Source organism: Burkholderia sp. AU39826, from assembly GCF_020419965.1.
GTDB classification, from domain to species: Bacteria; Pseudomonadota; Gammaproteobacteria; order Burkholderiales; family Burkholderiaceae; genus Burkholderia; species Burkholderia semiarida.
Window position 1 is genome coordinate 45,042 of sequence record NZ_JAIZQG010000016.1, and the last position, 16,985, is coordinate 62,026.

Genomic DNA, 16,985 nt, shown 5'->3' on the forward strand with positions numbered 1-16,985 from the left:
CTATAAGTCGGGGCGAATCCGTCTTTCCACAGGCGCCGGTTAAATGGCCATTGCGTGCTGCTATGCATTAACTTGAATGGTCAAAATAACTTACTACAAGTTTCAATTGTTCAGCATGATGAGAAGGCTCGTTGTGGCAATTGCTGCCAGTGCATGTGTAATGTCGGCGTATGCAGCAGATCCGAATCCGGTCGATTTAACGGTCCATCTCGCCGGTAAAGTCCCGTCTCTGGATGTATTTGAAGTAAAGTCAGTAGGTTGGTCAAATGGTGACGAGGCCAAGTATCACATTCCGGTTGATTGGGATGGTAGTATGGTGCCTAAAGAATTTCGATTCCATGTAAAAAGTAGCTATGGTGCTATTCATATGAAGTTGTCAGGGAATTCGGGTGGAAAGTCAATGACTACCGGCGACTGGCGTCTCATGGGCGAAGATGGAGTCTCGGAGATCGGTGTAAAGCGACAGGTGACTATCGCCGGCGAGACGGGGTGGAGCTGGGTAAAATATGAAAAAATGGAGGTCGCAAGTAAAGACTTTGCCGCAAAAGGCGACGAAATAACATTAAGGCTGAGCGTCTTTTCTGACGCGACAATTCCCACGAAACCTGGCATTTCATATGCGGGGGTTGCGTCTGCGGTCTTTGAGACGGATCTCGATTGATAAAAGCGTCGCAATTGCGATAGGTCATGGTATTTCGTGTATATGGCTTGTTCGCTGGTGCGGCTACTATCTGAAGCTTTCGCCGTTCGCGCGAGCGCACGACGCGAAGCAGTAATCTTTGGCCTCGAATCTAGCTTCCGCTGGGAATAAAACGGGGCGGCAGGTCAGAAATCCATGTGTGTAGCCGTTAGTCGACGACCATCGCGAACTCCGTGAGGGGCGGTCTCGATTATATCGGTTAGTAATCCTATCGTACTTGCGGCGCACAAAAAATAAGAGTTGTCTGATTGGGTCGGGCCGACCAGGGGCAGAAAATGTGGTTGGCCCGGCACCCTCTATTGCATTGCCCCTATTAATCATTCTTGGAGTATGTATGCATCAAACTATCATTCGTACGTGTCTGCTGGGCGCGATGGTAATCGCCGGTACCGCGCACGCAGGGAATCCGGATCCGGTGAAATTTGACATCAACCTGACCGCCGTGGTGCCGCCAGTGGGCGGCTTCGAGGTCACGGAGCAGGGTTGGAACAGTGCGGAACCGCTGAAGCTCGATTGGAACGAGGCCGAAAAGAAGTTCGATTCGCAGAAGAAGAGCGTGCTTGCGAAAAGCGGGGTAGGCAACGTGCAGGTCAAGTTCTCGACCTCCGATGAGCCCAAGCTCAGCCACGAATCGAAAGAGGACGCGTTCTTCAAGTTGGATGTCAAGGTCGGCGGCAAGGATGTCGGCACTGATTCCGTCGAGGTTGTGACGAAGGACGAAGCGAAGAACGGCAAGTTGATCGAAGTGGAGATCACGCCGGGGGAGGCGAGCGATGCGATGAAGGATAAGCTGGTAGCGGGTGACTATAAGGGCACGGTGTCGCTGATGTTTGAGACTAAGGTCGACGAGTAAGGAGGAATGCAGTGAAAAAGTTGATGTTGGCAATTGCGGCCAGTGCATGTGCCGTGTCGGCGTATGCGGCCGCTCCGAACCCGATCAATCTCAATGTTCAGATCAAAGGCGAGGTGCCCTCGCAGGATTTCTTTGAGGTTACGGTGAACAGCGGGGATTTGGATAACGTTGTCTTTACGCATTCGGAAGGATGGACGAAGGGCAATTCGTCAAAGGTGACCCTGAGCTGGAAAGTGCGCAGCAGCTATGGTCCAGTCCGCATGCTGGCCGGTAATCTGGGTGAGGGGGTATATATTAAAAACGCCAGTGACGACGCTATGCAGGTTGGCTGGAACGTCTCGACGCTCAACAATGCGAACATGGTCGGCCCCTATTTTCAGGGGTTGTGGCGCGAGGTTGTTGATGCAGAGGTAGCGAAGACGGGGGGGCTGGCCTCGTTGGCACTGTGGGTAATACCTAAAGCGCCGCGGCCCGGAACATACAGTGGAATGTTTCCAGTGGTCTTCGAGACCGGGTTTGAGGGGTGAGTTTGGCCCGTGCCTTGGCATGGGCTAGACTCGTATTATTCGGCGCAAATTTTGTGACGGAGAGGGATTTTCTATGAAAATCTTGACTCCTTGCGTTGCTCAATTTGGTCAGCGCGTCTTCGAAATGGATCTTTCGGGATTCGTCTCGCGATTGTTAGAGGTCGCCATTGCAAGAATTAGATATGGGTGACGGCGTGAACGCCGGAATCGGCGGATCCAGTGCCACCCATAACTAGTTGCTGATTTTTCGTCTGAATGTGCCGCAAGAATACGGCGCTCATGGTCTGACGTCTCGGTTGTGTTAGTAGTTATAAGTGGTCCTATATTAATCGATAGTGTACGCGATATGAGTTGTCTTATTGGGTCACGCTGCGCATGGGCAGAAAATGTGGTTGGCCCGGCGCCCTCTATTGCGTTGCCCCTATTAATCATTCTTGGAGTATGTATGCATCAAACTATCATTCGTACGTGTCTGCTGGGCGCGATGGTAATCGCCGGTACCGCGCACGCAGGGAATCCGGATCCGGTGAAATTTGACATCAACCTGACCGCCGTGGTGCCGCCAGTAGGCGGCTTCGAGGTCACGGAGCAGGGTTGGAACAGTGCGGAACCGCTGAAGCTCGATTGGAACGAGGCCGAAAAGAAGTTCAATTCGGAGAAGAAGAGCGTGCTTGCGAAAAGCGGGGTAGGCAACGTGCAGGTCAAGTTCTCGACCTCCGATGAGCCCAAGCTCAGCCACGAATCGAAAGAGGATGCGTTCTTCAAGTTGGGTGTCAAGGTCGGCGGCAAGGACGTTGGCACTGATCCCGTCGAGGTTGTGACGAAGGACGAAGCGAAGAACGGCAAGTCGATCGAAGTGGAGATCACGCCGGGAGAGGCGAGCGAAGCGATGAAGGATAAGCTGGTGACGGGTGACTATACGGGCACGGTGTCGCTGATGTTTGAGACTAAGGTCGACGAGTAAGGAGGAATGCGGTGAAAAAACTGGTATTGGCAATTGCGGCCAGTGCATGTGCCATGTCGGCGTATGCGGCAGATCCGAAGCCGATCGATTTCAACGTCCAACTCGCCGGTAAAGTCCCGGTGCCGAACGTCTTTGACGTAAAGCCCAATGGCTGGGATGGCTCAAACGTAGCGCTCGACGTGCCACACAACTGGGACTGGAATAACGGAACACCTGTAGGGATAACAGAAGTCCAATGGAGTGTGAAAAGCACCTATGGGCCCGTCCATATTAGGCTCGAGTCTTCGCTGCAGGGGAAAGAAGTCTCAGAAAACCGTGGGGTGCTCGTGCACCAAAGCGGTGATGATTTTGTCGAGCTTGACGGGAATGTAACCCTTTCGCGAGGGTCTGGGTGGCGAGCTTGGGGGTGGATGAACAACCAAGACGGAGTCGAGGTCTTGACGGCCGAGGCGGCCGCCACAGGCGACGACTGGGTCGGTGTCCGCTTGCGCGTGCTGGCTCCTGGCCGTACTCCGCTTAGCGGTACCTACAAGGGCACGATGACTGCGACCTTCGAGACCGGCATCGAGAGTTAAGGTGGTGCTTTCGCCCGTGCATGTGCGGTGCTCTCCGCCAGCGCACGACGACGGATTCGTCGCTATAAGTCGAGGCGAATCCGTCTTTTCGCGGGCACCGGCTCAATGGACATTGCGTGCCAGCATGGCGTTGACCTATCCAAACAGACCGGCGCCGCTTTTCATTATTTAATAATCTCCCGCTTTCTCAAGCCGCTTCAGCCGTGTCTTGGCCTCCTAAATCAGACTTCTCTGATTCGTTTCGGTCATTCAATTTCCCATAATTCCCTCAGTCGACACCGACCGCTTCCCGTCGGCGTTGCGCTTCCCGGCCGTCCACACCGATAAATTGCCGCGCGCCCGTTGCGGTGGTTCTGCTCGCGTGGCTCTGGAGCGCGTTTCGCCCATACGGGGAGTCCGGTTTCGATTGTCCCGCGTATCCACCGGGTTATCCATTTAACGGAATTTAACGAATGTTGGAGCAGCTATGCCAAAAATGAGCAAGATCAGCGTTGCTATTTTTCTTGCCATTGGCGCGCTGTGCCAACAGGGCGCGTTTGCGCGTGCGGAGGTTGCCGGCTCGGGAGCGGACCTGTTCGAGCAGGCGGAGCAGCTTCCGGCGGATTTTCTCGAGCAACTGTTCGATTCACCGCTGATCGTGCGCATCGATTTCGATGGCCATTCGGCAGGCGAGGGCACGATCACGTTGAGTCGCGATGGAAAGGTCCAGTTGGTGGCGCTCTCGGATGAGCAGCGCGGCGGCATCGACCAGGGCGATCGCGCGCTGATCGAAAAATTTCTCCGTGAGCCGCGTGCGCTCGGCGCCTGCGAGACCAACTGCGACGGCGTGCTCGCGCTTCACTACAACCTCCAGGACTCCGTTTTATCGATCGTGACGCGCCGCGCGGAACAGGATGGTGAGCAGAAGAAATATCACCCGCTGCCGGCCAGTGGCAGCACTGGCCTGATTACGTACAACTACCTGAATCTCACGGGTGGCCAGGGCCGTGAAATCGGCGGACGGTATTCGTTCGACGCCATCGGTAGCGTGGGAAACTGGTCGATCACGAGCGGATTGCAGGCGACGCAGAACCGCGGCATGCGGCGAGCCAGCGAGATTGAATACTCGGTGCCCCGCCTGTACGCGCAGCGCGAGTTCGAGGGCAAGTTCGCGCGCGCGGGCTTCTTTACGCCGGACCTGGCAACGGGTATTCGGCCTCCGCGCATGCCAGGCGGAGGCGCGGCGACGACGCTTGGGGTGATGTTTGGCACGTCCGAAGCGCGTGAGGTCGAAGGTGCGCGGCCGAGCCTCTATCCCGTCTATGTGACCGCCAATCGTCAGGGCATGGTGGAAATCTACCGTAATGGCGCATTGATCCACAGCCAATCGGTGCAGCCGGGGCTGCAGGTGGTCGATACGCGCCCGCTGCCCAGCGGCATTTATGAAGTGGAGATCCGGCTTGTCGAGGATGGTCAGGTTGCGTCCACGCAGAACGAGCTTATCTACAAGCCTGCGGCATGGAGCGATCCGACTCAACGGTGGAAGTACGTATTTTTTGCAGGACAGGAACGTAACCTGATCGGCGAGGATCGCTCGCACGCGTTCACCGGGGGTGGCGCGATCAACTACCTCGTCCATCCGCGGGTCGTGCTTGGTGCGTCGGCGCAGCATGTGGCCGACGCCAACGTATTCGGCGCGTCGCTTGACTGGCAGTTTACCGATCGTGCGCGAACCTACTGGAATGTGTACCACTCCTCGAAGCACGGAGTTGGCGGCGATGTGCAGATCCTGATGCCGTACCGGGACGGAAGCGTATCGCTGAGCCACAGTCAGCGCTGGCAACGCAACGACCGGCGCCAGCGGAATGCGCGCTCGAGCGTGCGCAGTGGCAAGGTGCATGACTCGGCGATTACGTGGAGCCATCGCTTCACGCCGCAAACGAGCATCATGTCGCGCGCTTCATACGCCAGCGGCGCGACGACCGGCCTTGGTGTGGACCTGTCGGTTTCGCATCGACATAACTTGTTCGGCAACGATCTCACCTGGCGTTTGTCCGGCTTCGATCGTCCCACCGGGACGTTGGCGAGAACCCGCAACCGAGGCGTCGATCTTGGTTTGAGTATTGCGCTGGGCAAGGAAAAACGCAGTTACAACGTGAACCTCGGAACGCGAAGCGGCTCGGATGGCAAGCGTGATCATTATGCGTCGCTGGGTGTACGGCAGGAGCTCGACACCGGCTTCCTCAAGTCGGTGGGGGCAAACGGAACCGTCGACCGGTATGGCTTGAGCATGGGTGCCACCACGCAGTTCGAACATTCGGTGGCGCGCGGCGATGCGTTCCTCCAGCGCTCGTCCAAGGAAGGGGGCATTGCCGGCGGGATGAACCTGTTCAGTACCGTTGGCACGAACGGCAAGTCCGCTGCCGTATCCGGCAAAAGCAATGCCTTCAACGGCGAGTCCGCGGTGATTGTCGACTTGGCCTCCGATTTCGAGGGCGTCAAGGTGCGTGCGCAGGACACCTCGGGGGGCAGCATTGAACTGCACCCGGGGCGCAATCTGGTTCCCGTGTCGGCTTATCGCGCGGGGCGACTCCAGTATTTCTTCGATCGATCGCAGGCGCCGGCCGCGACGCTGCAGCCGAGCACGACGCATTACCACCTGAACAAGGGCGGCGTCGGGTACGAGAAGGTACACGTCATGAAGACGATGACGGTGATCGGTCGACTGGTCGACCATGCAGGCAATCCGGTGCGAGCAGCTCACCTGTCCAGCCCCGCGGGCCGGTCGGTCACCGAGGCCGACGGATTTTTCGCGCTCGAGGTGAGTCACGCCGATCCGGTCGTCAAGGTCGAGAAAGGGGGCAAGCCGCTCTGCACGCTTCACCTGAAGCCGCAGGACCATCAAATGGAAGGGGACTCTCTGATTGTCGGGGAGTTGGAGTGTGAACAGGAGCAGACCAATGCCGATTCAGGGGAAAGCCGTGATGAACAGGGGTAATCAGAAGGGTAGCGCCAACCAGGGCGCGCGCGCATCCACCGCCCGAGCGCTCATCGTGCTCATGCGATGGCTGGCCGGTTCGGTGTTGGTGCTGGCCGGCGCAACCGTCGCGCGTGCCGCCGATATGTCGATCGAGGCTGAATACCTGCCCGGTGCGCAGACCCAAGGAGAAAGCGGCTTTCGCAATATCACGAGGCCGGCAGGCTTTTGTGCGGCCGATCCCGGTGGCTGTGCAGGTGTGACAACTGTCGACCTGCCGGTGGGCGATGTGAGCTACGGTGCACTCGATAGCGGCGCGAATGGGCAGGATGGCGTCTATCTTCGGGCGCCGGCCAATCCGATTCGCGTCGAACTCAGGGACGAACGCACGAACCGGGTCACTGCGGTCACGTTCCGGGTCGTGGGCATGATCGGGCAATACACGCTCCGGCCGGATGTGTACCAACTGTCCGGTACGCCGGCAGGAAGCGCCGAAACGGCACATGCGGCCCTCTGGAATGGCGGCGGCTGGCTACAGCCGCCGGCAGGATGTACGGCGCTCTCCGTCCAGCCTATGGCTACGGCAAATGCCTACCGGTTCGGCTGGCGTTTGCCCCGCGACGGTGGAGGCTGTTTCAAGACCCCTCGCCAGGCGCTTCCCGCCGGGGCAGTCGTCCTCGATGGAAGTTCACTTGCCGTGGCCTACGAGCTCGTCACGCCGGATCCCGTATCGCTGCCCAATGGCACATACCAGGGGGTGCACACCTTCACGGTTGGGCCAGGCAAGGATTTCGATTTCGGCGCGCATGCACACGTGGCGCGATCGAGCGTTGACGTCGCGTTCGTCCTGAAGGTGCGCCACAAATTCATGATCACGGACTCGGGCGCCGGTAACGACGTCAAGCTCGCCCCTGCACAGGGCTGGTTGAACTGGATAGCCGAAGGCAAGCCCTCGACCAGGATCGAGCGTGATGTCGCGTACGGACTGTCCACGGGCGAGCCGCTGCGGGTCAGCCTGCGGTGCGAGGACGGCGAAGACGCAGCCGGCCGCTGCGTCATGCGCAACGCCCATGGCTCGGTCGTACCGGTCGATCTTGCGTTGACGGTGGCCGGCGCGACCACTGACCGTCAAGCGCCGTTTAGCCGGATTCCACTGACCACGCAGGCACCTGCCGCACTCGATGTCGACCGGTATCTGGACAATGCCGTGGCAACGGCCCATGTCGCCATTGACGGCCCGGGGGTCTCGGAGATGGGCCAGCATCCGGGGACGACCTATACAGGCAGGGCCTCCGTTGTATTCGATGCGATTGCCGAGTGACGCGGCGAGCAGGGCCGCGGCCGCCGCTTTCAGACTATTCCGATATTCGCCGTCACCTCGAGTGCGGAAAATGGAATCTCTGACATGCAGCCGGTCCACGCAAGCGCTGCATATTTTTTGAACTGGCACACATGCAATGAGCGAAAGACGGGCCCCAGCAGCATCGGGCGAGATCGCATTCAGTGCCGATAAAAGGAGTGTCGAATGAAAGTCAATCTCGCGAAGTGTATGTTTGCTGGCCTACTGGCCATGTGCTCGCTTTCGGCCCACGCGGGCGCGCCGTCGATCAACATTGGCCCCATGTTCGAGTACATGGGCGGAAAGCAGTCGTCGATCCTCAAGCGGATTCGGAACAAGGGGGATGCGACTGCATTCGTACGGGTCGAGGTGAGCGAGGTGGTGTTCAAGGATGACGGCAAGCAGGAAGAGGTGCCGCTCGACCCCGCGCTGTTAACCCAACGAGACGGCCAAGGGCTGATCGCGAGCCCCTCTCGCCTGATCGTGCCGGCCGAGGGCGCCCAATCGGTGCGTCTGCTCTATCGCGGCAAGCGCGACGCGGAGCGCTACTATCGCGTGCGCTTTGTACCGGTGGTGCCGAAGTCGAAAGACGACTTTGTGCTGAGCAACGATGAAATCGAGCAATACAAGGAATCGCTATCCGCGGGCATCAACGTCCTGACCGGATACGGGGCCATGGTGATCGTGCATCCGGGCGATGAGCGCTATCAAACGGAGTTCAAGGTGGAGGGCGGCAAAAGCATCATCGAGAACAACGGAAGTTCGATGGTGACGCTCGAGGCCTATCGCGTGTGCAAGGAGAAGAACGGTGCATGCGGTGAACCGACGGCGTACTACATCCGTCCGGGGAAAACGAAGGAGCTGCCGTGCGAAGCCGGCTCGCGCTGCGAGTTCGAACTGCGCGAAGGTGAAAAGCGAACGAGAATGCAGGTCGAGGCCGGGCAAGTCGCGTCCGCGATGTGAAGATGACCTGCCTCCGCTGAAGTATCCCGCTGCAACGCAAGGGGCAAGATCGCAGTGACCTTGGCCCACCAACTTGGGAGCGGTGTACTCCGAGCGGTAGGTCAGTTAGCCGACGACCGTCGCGCGCTCCACGAGGAGTGGCCCCGATGACCTCGATGAGTGCTCCTTTCGTAAGGGTCGGCGCAAATAAGAGTTGTCTGATTGGGTCTGGCTGGCTCGGTGCCGACAATGTGGTGGGCAGCGGCACTCTGATGCGCAGCCCTATCAATCGCTCTTGGAACAGGCGTGCATCGATCTATCATCCGCGCGGGTCTGCTGGGTGCGGTCGCAATCGCCGGTGCCGCGCACGCAGCGCCGCTGAAGCCGCAGAAATTGGAGATCATGCTGCGCGCAGAGGTACTGGTGGCGAACGGCGTCGAGATCAAGGCGGATGGTTGGGATATTACCAAGGAGCAGCCGATCAAGTGGGGCGGCGACAAGAAGAAGTTCGACTCGCTGACGCTGCAGGTAATCGCGAAAAGCAGGGTGGGCAAGGTGTGGGTCAAGTTTGCGGACGCCGTGGAGCCGCGCCTCGTCCACGAAGACGACGTGGACGCCTACTTCAAGGTGGGTGCCAAGGTCGGCGGCAAGGACGTCGGCACTGAGCCAGTCGAGGTTGTGACGAAGGAGCAGGCGGCGAGCGGCAAGCCGATCGAACTGGTGATCATGCCCGGGGAGGCAAGCGACAAAATCAAGGCCGCCCCGGTGCCGGGTAAGTACACGGGCACGGTGCCCCTGGTGTTCGAGACTGAAGTCGAGTAAGGAGTAGTCGGTGAAAAAGCTTGCTTTGGCAATCGCTGCGAGTGCATGTGCAATGTCGGCGTATGCGGGAAAACCGCAGCCGATTGATTTAAACGTCCAGCTCGCCGGTACAGTGCCGACACAGGATGTCTTTAAGGTAACGCCAGTCGGCTGGGAAAATAGTCGTGAGGTGAAGATTAAACCCGATGACGGATGGAATGGTATCTGGCTAGGCGAGGGACTGAGCTTCCAGGTAAAAAGTAGTTATGGCGCTATTCATATGAAGCTGACGTTGACTTCGGGTGGGGAGTCAATGACGACGGGTAACTGGTATCTCCTGGGCGAAGACGGAATATCGAAGATCGGTGTACGACGAGACGTGATTCCCCTGGGTGGAAAAATGGTGGATCCGGTAAATGACGAGAAAATGGAGGTCGCAAGTAAGGACGTCGCTGCAACAGGCGGCAACATGCAGTTGAATCTGGGCGTCTATTTTGACAAGGACATTCCCATGAAAAGAGGCATGACGTATGCAGGCGCTGTGTCTGCGGTCTTTGAGACGGCTCTCGATGAGTAAGGGTCTTGTATTTGCTATTGGCGGAGTGACTCCTGACGACACTCGACGTAGTGGTACCTGCGCTGACGCGGTGACTGCTGTTTTCGATACAGGGTTCCAGGTTTTCGCACATGCGTGGTAGGTCGTCGCCGCACGCGCCCGGCGATGACGCGTCCCTGAAAATAGGGGCACGTATTTCTTTCCAAAAGGTATTGGCTCAATAGCCGTTGCGTACCAGCGTTGCATTGTCCAAAGGGTTGTTAACGATTTTTTAATTATTCAGCATGATGAAAAAGCTCGTTTTGGCAATTTCTGCCGGCGCATGCGGAATGTCGGCGTATGCGGAAAATCCGAAGCCGATCGATTTAAACGTCCAGCTTGCCGGTGAAGTACCGCCACAGGGTGTCTTTGAGGTCGCGCCGATAGACTGGAAGTCTGGCGATGAAATTAAACTCACTCCTCCCGAGGACTGGGATTGGAAATATAATACCGCCATGGGGACTATCAAGTGGAAAGTGAAAAGTTCCCATGGGAGTGTTCGCATGACCTTGCGGGCTGGACATCCAGTTCCAAATGGTTATGGAATAATGCCTGATATTACGGATCCAAAGGGAGAGGCTATGAGCTACTTTCTACGTTTCCAAGGTCTTAATAATGCTCCAAGTGTGGACGTCCCCCTTGAGGTTGCGACGGCCGAAGAGGCCGCGACAGGCAAAGAATTGACTGGGTTGTGGATGGCGGGTATGTATGGTGGGAATCCGAAGGATAAGCGTCCTGGCCATTCCTATGCTTCAACCGCGACTGCAGTTTTTGAGACGAATTTCTAGAATTAAGCATCGTGACACCCCTGCTGCTGTAGGCGTAAGGTTTGGCGGCGCGCGGTGCTGATTTTTGGCGCTGGGCGTTTCTTCCCGATCTTGCAATCCTCTTGTGGTCCGTCTCCAGATACCGTATCGTGGACTAGTCGGGCTCGCTCACCTGCCCACATCGCATCTTGTGGGTGCCAAGGTCGTAGACGGCCGCCACCGCCTGTACCCTGGCCGCTTGCAGCAGCTTCTCCCAAGCCTTGGCGGAGCGCTCTACCGCTCGTTGGTGGCTCGGCCCCGGGGGACTGCCCCAGTCGCGGGCCGCCGCCCGTGGCCGTTCGTGACGCTGCAGCCGATTATCTTGGCCGTGAGGGCCTTTCACGACCTGATGCTCATGGGAGCGTCGACATGGATCACGACATTTAAGAGCGCGCTCACGGACACCTACCTCGATGCAGTAATGTCGCGCAAGCGGGCAACGAGCAGAATACCGTGGTACGAGCTGCTGTACGGCAACTATCGGCTGATCCACAACTCGGCGTTTCTCGGCAAGGCCGCGTACTGTTGCAAGGATTTGCGGAGATGGCGCGTACTCCGACGCGTGCCGCGAGCGATCGAAGCGCGTGCTCAACGGTTCGCATCCACAACCCCGGCAACCTCGCCGCGTATTCCAACGCAGTCGCGTCGCGCTATCGCGATGCAGAACACACGTATACTCTTTGGATGCTTTGGCTCCGTGTCAGGAGTTTGACCTCTAGTGTCCGCATACAGTGGCACCTTCCGGAGCGTCATGCTGAGCCACACGGAGAAACTCGATCGCTGAGTCGGGCATCGGTGAAAGACATACCGCCATGCTTAATGGAATGCACTGAATTCCGGTTCTTTGAGCGACTTCCATGAAAAGTTGGGGCCAAATCATATGACTGAAATCGACTCACGGCCATTGTGCATTGCAAAATTCCATGCTCGAGGCGAGACATCGAGAAAGCCGGATTGGCGCATGCCGTCACATGGCGGTACGCTCTCACTCCGTGCTCTATCATGGGAAATATGAATCGCAGCATGTGCATGCTGGACCTTCGTGGAGACATGTTCGAGTATTTCCACCTGATCGGTATCTGACTAGAAATTTGTTTAAGAATGACAGACGAACCGAAGGCCGATCCTTCGGATTGTAACCAAGCATCGGAAGGATAGACCGCTGTTTTTGGGGAAAACATTAATGAATGTATCCACTGATAGTGGCAACGCTCGAGGCGGAATCAACGTTGTCGTGGCCGACGACCATCCGGTGGTATCTGCCGGCGTTGCGTCGATCCTGGCGGCCGAGATGGATATCAATGTGGTCGGTGTGGCATCGACAATTTCGGAGTTGCTACTGTTGTTGCAACAGCAGTCTTGCCATGTCCTGATCTGCGATTATTCATTCAGTGGCGATCAGGAGCCCGACGGAGTGGCACTGTTCAAGCGGTTGAGGCGTAGCCACCCGAATGTTGCGATCGTCGTGCTGACTGCACATCAGGATATCGCGCTGCTCGTCTCTCGCGTCATGAATACGGGCGTTGCAGGCTTCCTGAGAAAATCAAGCCAGGATTTCGCGCGCCTGGCTGCAATCGTGCGCCGCGTGCATGCCGGGCAAACGTTCGTTGATCCGGCCGTGGCTGTCGACCTGCTCGAGGCCGGACATGCAGCGCAGACTTCGATCGAATCGCTCAGCGAGCGCGAGCTCGAAATATTTCGAATGCTTGGGCGCGGGATGTCGGTGACGGAAATCGCGATGCATACGAATCGCAGCATCAAGACCATCAGCCACCAGAAGATGAGGGCCATGCACAAACTGGGGGCAAGATCCGAAGCGGACCTCTACCGCATCTACACGGAGCATTTCGGCTCATGAGCCAGTCTCGCGGCAACGCAGAGGAAGCTTCGGATGGGGCCGACGACGGAATCGTAACGGCAACCCCAGCTTACGTCCCGCTCAGGTTGACGTTCTCAAAGCGCCTGCTGATTGTTTCGACCATAACGCTGACGTGCCTGATCCTGGTATGCGCCGGGGGCGTGACCGAACTCCTGATATCACACCAGCACGAGGAATTTGCGCAGCAATTTTCCGCGCAGAGAGAGGCATTGAAGGAGGAGGTCGACAGGCGCGAGGCCCGCATTCGCCAGTTGGTCGTGACGTATCAGATTGCAAAGGAGTACCTGGAGTCAGGCGACTCGCAGGCGCGGAAGGTTCTGTTGCCCAGAAAGAACCAGTTAGCTCAGACAGTGCCCGGATCTGCGGCGACCCGCGCATTCTCGGTCGTGTCGACACTCACTTCACCCGCGGACGCGGCTCGCCAGACAAATTTGATCGATCTGGCAAGATATGCGTCGACATTTTCGCTTTCCCCTCAGGACAACTCGCCAGCGCTATCGGAGGGGTTTATCTATACGCCCGATAAGCGATTTCTGGCAACGCTTCCGCCACTCGCACCGGACCAGATTGCCCGGCTGAACACTGACAAGGCCGCGGAAGACTTCATCGGGAAACGCATGGAGCCTGTCGAAGAGGAGATGCAGCGCGATGCCCGGAATGGAGTGCGGGGCAAGGTTGTGTGGGTGACCGGGTCCAAGGATCCGCTCAACGACATGACGACCACGTATTTTGCGACATCCGTCTACGAGGGTGAGCAACGCAAGGCAACGATCGCATTGTCGATTCCGTGTAATCGATTCAATCAGTATTTTTTGCACAACGAAGGCGATCCGCATTTTTTCGTGGTCTCGTGCGCGGTGCAGCGACTATTGGGTATCGACGAAACGAATCCGCAAGAGGCGCATTGGGCGGAAATCATCTCGAGAAATCCGTGGGTATACCGGGCGGCGAACGGACGGCCCCAACGCATCTGGCGGGAGGGCAGCTTCTTCGTTATTCAACGTGTGCCGGGCCCGCAGTGGGTCGCGGTATATGCATATACCTGGGGCGACCTCCTGGGCGCAATCACCCAGCAACTGCTGCTTGTTGTACTCGCGACGCTGAGTGGGTGCGGTCTGGTCATCGGAGGCGCGTTCTGGATGAATCGCGAGGTGATTCGGCCGTCCAGCGAGCGGCTGCATAGCCTTTTAGAGGGCGAGGCGTTCAGTCGGTCCATCATCCAGGTCGCGCCGGTGAGCTTGACCGTCGTGGCCAGGAGGAGCGGCGCCATCCTGCTGCAGAACGCGGAAGCGCAGAGCCTCCAGATGGCCTTTGCCAGCCAAGGGGAAAAGGACGCCAGCCCCGACAACGTACTTGCACGTGCCGGCGCGCTGGTCAGGTTTCATGCGGGAAGTGCCGAGCGCTCCGGCGTGGTAAGCCGGTTTGAGATGGAGCCTGATCTCGAGGTTGCCTATGCGCAGGCAAAGTATCGCGGAGACGATGTTTTCGTGATCGGGATGGTCGATTTGGCGAAGCGAAAGGAAATCGAACGGCGGCTGAGAGAGTCTCGAGCACGTGCTCAGGCCGAAAGTCACGAGAAGGGCATGTTTTTGGCGACGATGAGCCATGAAATCAGGACACCGTTGCACGGGGCATTAGGGAATCTTGAATTGCTTTCGCGGATGGGATTGACCGAGGAGCAGCGCTCGCGCTTATTGATCGCGCAGGACTCGTTTGGCTCACTCCTTTCGCTGATCAACGGCGTGCTTGATCTGTCCAGAATCGAGGCAGGCGAGTTCCTGCTACAGGAGCAGCCACAACACATTGATCAACTCGTCGAGCAGGCGAGCCGGACGTTTGCGGTGGACGCGCAGAAAAACGGCGTGCGGCTTCTCTGCCTGATCGATCCGGCGCTACGGGGCACGTGGATTTGCGACGGGTACCGGTTCACGCAAATAGTCACCAATCTCATTGGCAACGCCGTCAAGTTCACATCTCACGGGGCGATCACGGTTTCACTCGGCTCGACCGAGGACGGCCAGGTTCGGCTTCGCGTTGCCGACTCGGGCAGGGGTATTCCCGAGGACGAGATTGAAAAGATTTTCATGCCTTACGTCCAAGGCTCGGCCGGGCCGAAAAGTTCGCGAGCAGGTACCGGGCTCGGTCTATCTCTTTGCCAGAAAATCGCCGAACGAATGGGTGGCAATATCACCGTCGAAAGCGAGGTTGGCGTCGGATCGATCTTCACCGTCGTGTTGCCGCTTCGTCACGATTCAGCGGCGCGAATCAACGGCAATGCCGGTCAAGGCATCGATTTCGTGGTGAATTGCGATATTCCCAGTTGGCGTGGGCAACTGGTGGCCCAGCTCAGCGCGTGGTATCCGGCGGCCCGCGTCACGAGTGGTCAGGATGACGGGCGGGAGGAAGCGCCTGCATCCACCGTTTTCATCGACGCGCGCGACTGGCTCGAACATGACGGTTCGCCCAAAACGAGTGGTGCCTACCGTCGCATAACGATCGGCCTGGATGGGCCGCTTGTCCCGATCTCCACAGGCCATGCCGTCACAATTAGCGCTTACAGCGGTCAGTTGCTTCTCGATGCGATCGAACTGGTCCTTTCCGGAGCGGATGATGATGGCCGTCAGAGCACTGACGGTTCCGGCGAGATCACGGGTGGTGCGTGGAGTGATGCCAGCGTCCTGGTGGTTGAGGACGACCGAGTCAGTGCGCAGTTGATGTGCGATCAATTGCGGATGCTCGGGATCGGACATGTAGAAGTCGTCGGTAGCGCGGAGGATGGCATTCGACGTTGCCAGTCCCGGATCTACGATCTCGTCGTCACCGATTCCAATTTGCCGGGCAAGGGCGGAGCGGAGCTGTTGTCCGACTTGCGAGCAGCGGGGATATCGTGGCCGGTCGTTTTGTGTACTGCCGATGCGACACTCGCGGGAGTGGCAAACACCCCGTTCGACGCGCTCATCACAAAACCCTCGACTTTGAGCGACCTTTCTCTCGTGCTGCAAAACGTGCTCGGGCCTGGCGACGTTCAGCAATCGCCACGGGCTACACCAGGTGTCAGTCGGCTTCTGTCGTTGTTCATCGAATCGTGGATTTCCGACAAAGAAGCACTCCGGTTGATGGTGCAGGCGGGTCACGTATCCGAGGTGCTGGAACGATTGCACCGGATCCAGGGCGCCCTGATGATTCTCGATAGGGGCGAGCTGGTGAGTCACTTGGAAGGTTGGTCCGCGAAGATAGCGGAATCTAAATGTGTCGAGGAAGCAGATCGCCAGTCGTTTGTCGATGCGGTGGAGTCCTGGCTGGTACTGCATGCTACAGCCAAAAAGGGTTCCTGAAAGGTGACGCCAGCGGTCGAGATACACGCTGAACAGCCTTCAAGGGTCCCACGCCGGTGGAGCTGGCCCTGTAATACCGGACACACCATCACACTAAGGTTGCCGAATCCATCGAACGCCGGGACTTGCGAGGCGAGCGGTATTTCAGCGCGCTATGGGAATGCTTCTCGTGGCAATGCTCGAACGCGAAGGCCAAGTTGCGTGTAGCAGTCGCTGCGTCCGGCTTCGGCATGACGGCGACGTAGTTGCGTTTCGTCGTCTTCACGAGCTCTCGGCCATCCCATTACTTTGTGGGCTGGACACCAGTGCGGTCAATGCCTTCAGGCCGATGGCCACTGCGAACCGGCGCGTGTCGTCGGCCATGTAGCTCGCCGTTGTCGCTCAGCCACTCGATTTCGGATGGCTTATGCAGTTCGTCGCCAATCCGATTTTCCACTGTAGCGAGCATCACGTCTCGCACGATGTCGCCGCTATGGCTTTCCATCGTGGCTGCCCAACTCATCGCCTCACGATCACATCAATCCAGTGCGAATGATACGCACAGCGGCTCGCCGTTGTCGCCGCCGAATTCGAGGCCGTCCGAGCACCATCGGTGATTGCTGCGCGCGACGGCCACCTTGCCGTCTGAAAAATTAAATATGCCTGATCCACGATTTCAAAAGTGGATCGTGAAGGCGCGCGTTATTTTCACCTGTCGATAAGCGTCTCCAATA

At 58.0% G+C, this 16,985-nt stretch carries 13 protein-coding genes and 2 pseudogenes; 13 read left to right on the forward strand and 2 right to left on the reverse strand.

What is annotated here, in order from left to right; all coding sequences use genetic code 11:
* The first annotated feature begins 76 nt into the window (after positions 1 to 76).
* The 11 genes from LGM42_RS23775 to LGM42_RS23830 all read left to right on the forward strand — a co-directional run bounded on the left by LGM42_RS23775 (position 77) and on the right by LGM42_RS23830 (position 11,040).
* Positions 77 to 661, forward strand: a complete 585-nt coding sequence (locus tag LGM42_RS23775) for a hypothetical protein (RefSeq protein ID WP_226233330.1) — start codon at positions 77 to 79, stop codon at positions 659 to 661.
* Positions 662 to 1,034: 373 nt separating this feature from the next.
* Positions 1,035 to 1,553 carry a CS1 type fimbrial major subunit gene (locus LGM42_RS23780; RefSeq protein WP_226233332.1) on the forward strand — a complete coding sequence of 173 codons (519 nt, stop codon included), beginning with the start codon at positions 1,035 to 1,037 and terminating at the stop codon, positions 1,551 to 1,553.
* Positions 1,554 to 1,564: 11 nt separating this feature from the next.
* Complete coding sequence (locus LGM42_RS23785) at positions 1,565 to 2,080, forward strand: hypothetical protein (protein ID WP_226233334.1); 516 nt, start codon at positions 1,565 to 1,567, stop codon at positions 2,078 to 2,080.
* A 445-nt stretch (positions 2,081 to 2,525) separates the two neighbouring features.
* Positions 2,526 to 3,044: a CS1 type fimbrial major subunit gene (locus tag LGM42_RS23790; protein WP_226233336.1), complete on the forward strand. Its 519-nt coding sequence runs from the start codon at positions 2,526 to 2,528 to the stop codon at positions 3,042 to 3,044.
* A gap of 11 nt (positions 3,045 to 3,055) precedes the next feature.
* A complete protein-coding gene (locus LGM42_RS23795) occupies positions 3,056 to 3,619 on the forward strand; it encodes a hypothetical protein (protein ID WP_226233338.1) in 564 nt (187 codons plus the stop codon).
* A gap of 475 nt (positions 3,620 to 4,094) precedes the next feature.
* The gene (locus tag LGM42_RS23800) at positions 4,095 to 6,596 is read left to right on the forward strand and encodes a TcfC E-set like domain-containing protein (RefSeq protein ID WP_226233340.1); all 2,502 of its coding nucleotides are present in this window, start codon (positions 4,095 to 4,097) and stop codon (positions 6,594 to 6,596) included.
* Complete coding sequence (locus LGM42_RS23805) at positions 6,559 to 7,896, forward strand: hypothetical protein (protein WP_226233342.1); 1,338 nt, start codon at positions 6,559 to 6,561, stop codon at positions 7,894 to 7,896. Before LGM42_RS23800 ends, LGM42_RS23805 begins: the two co-directional genes overlap by 38 nt.
* 204 nt (positions 7,897 to 8,100) lie before the next feature.
* The gene (locus tag LGM42_RS23810) at positions 8,101 to 8,877 is read left to right on the forward strand and encodes a molecular chaperone (protein WP_155644518.1); all 777 of its coding nucleotides are present in this window, start codon (positions 8,101 to 8,103) and stop codon (positions 8,875 to 8,877) included.
* Between the two features lie 285 nt (positions 8,878 to 9,162).
* On the forward strand, positions 9,163 to 9,678 hold the full coding sequence (locus LGM42_RS23815; protein WP_226233345.1) for a CS1 type fimbrial major subunit: 516 nt from the start codon (positions 9,163 to 9,165) through the stop codon (positions 9,676 to 9,678).
* A 10-nt stretch (positions 9,679 to 9,688) separates the two neighbouring features.
* Positions 9,689 to 10,234, forward strand: a complete 546-nt coding sequence (locus tag LGM42_RS23820; RefSeq protein WP_226233347.1) for a hypothetical protein — start codon at positions 9,689 to 9,691, stop codon at positions 10,232 to 10,234.
* Between the two features lie 263 nt (positions 10,235 to 10,497).
* On the forward strand, positions 10,498 to 11,040 hold the full coding sequence (locus tag LGM42_RS23830) for a hypothetical protein (protein WP_226233349.1): 543 nt from the start codon (positions 10,498 to 10,500) through the stop codon (positions 11,038 to 11,040).
* Positions 11,041 to 11,113: 73 nt separating this feature from the next.
* Here LGM42_RS23830 and LGM42_RS23835 read toward each other — a convergent pair.
* Positions 11,114 to 11,308: pseudogene (locus tag LGM42_RS23835) on the reverse strand (ISL3 family transposase); the annotation flags it as partial.
* 933 nt (positions 11,309 to 12,241) lie between these two features.
* Between LGM42_RS23835 and LGM42_RS23840 the strand changes: the two are divergent.
* Positions 12,242 to 12,916 (forward strand): response regulator transcription factor, encoded by a 675-nt coding sequence (locus tag LGM42_RS23840; protein ID WP_226233351.1) that lies wholly within the window; start codon positions 12,242 to 12,244, stop codon positions 12,914 to 12,916.
* Positions 12,913 to 16,272 (forward strand): hybrid sensor histidine kinase/response regulator, encoded by a 3,360-nt coding sequence (locus tag LGM42_RS23845; RefSeq protein ID WP_226233352.1) that lies wholly within the window; start codon positions 12,913 to 12,915, stop codon positions 16,270 to 16,272. Before LGM42_RS23840 ends, LGM42_RS23845 begins: the two co-directional genes overlap by 4 nt.
* 88 nt (positions 16,273 to 16,360) lie before the next feature.
* On the opposite strand, the pseudogene LGM42_RS23850 reads toward LGM42_RS23845, so the two are convergent.
* Positions 16,361 to 16,897 (reverse strand): annotated as a pseudogene (locus LGM42_RS23850) (DDE-type integrase/transposase/recombinase); the annotation flags it as partial.
* Positions 16,898 to 16,985: the final 88 nt, after the last annotated feature.

Excerpts from the sequence above, each read along its gene's own strand:
- LGM42_RS23780 (WP_226233332.1), top strand. The coding sequence starts at position 1,035 with ATGCATCAAACTATCATTCGTACGTGTCTGCTGGGCGCGATGGTAATC.
- LGM42_RS23830 (WP_226233349.1), top strand. The coding sequence starts at position 10,498 with ATGATGAAAAAGCTCGTTTTGGCAATTTCTGCCGGCGCATGCGGAATG.
- LGM42_RS23810 (WP_155644518.1), top strand. The coding sequence starts at position 8,101 with ATGAAAGTCAATCTCGCGAAGTGTATGTTTGCTGGCCTACTGGCCATG.
- LGM42_RS23845 (WP_226233352.1), top strand. The coding sequence starts at position 12,913 with ATGAGCCAGTCTCGCGGCAACGCAGAGGAAGCTTCGGATGGGGCCGAC.
- LGM42_RS23775 (WP_226233330.1), top strand. The coding sequence starts at position 77 with ATGGTCAAAATAACTTACTACAAGTTTCAATTGTTCAGCATGATGAGA.
- LGM42_RS23840 (WP_226233351.1), top strand. The coding sequence starts at position 12,242 with ATGAATGTATCCACTGATAGTGGCAACGCTCGAGGCGGAATCAACGTT.
- LGM42_RS23800 (WP_226233340.1), top strand. The coding sequence starts at position 4,095 with ATGAGCAAGATCAGCGTTGCTATTTTTCTTGCCATTGGCGCGCTGTGC.
- LGM42_RS23805 (WP_226233342.1), top strand. The coding sequence starts at position 6,559 with ATGCCGATTCAGGGGAAAGCCGTGATGAACAGGGGTAATCAGAAGGGT.
- LGM42_RS23790 (WP_226233336.1), top strand. The coding sequence starts at position 2,526 with ATGCATCAAACTATCATTCGTACGTGTCTGCTGGGCGCGATGGTAATC.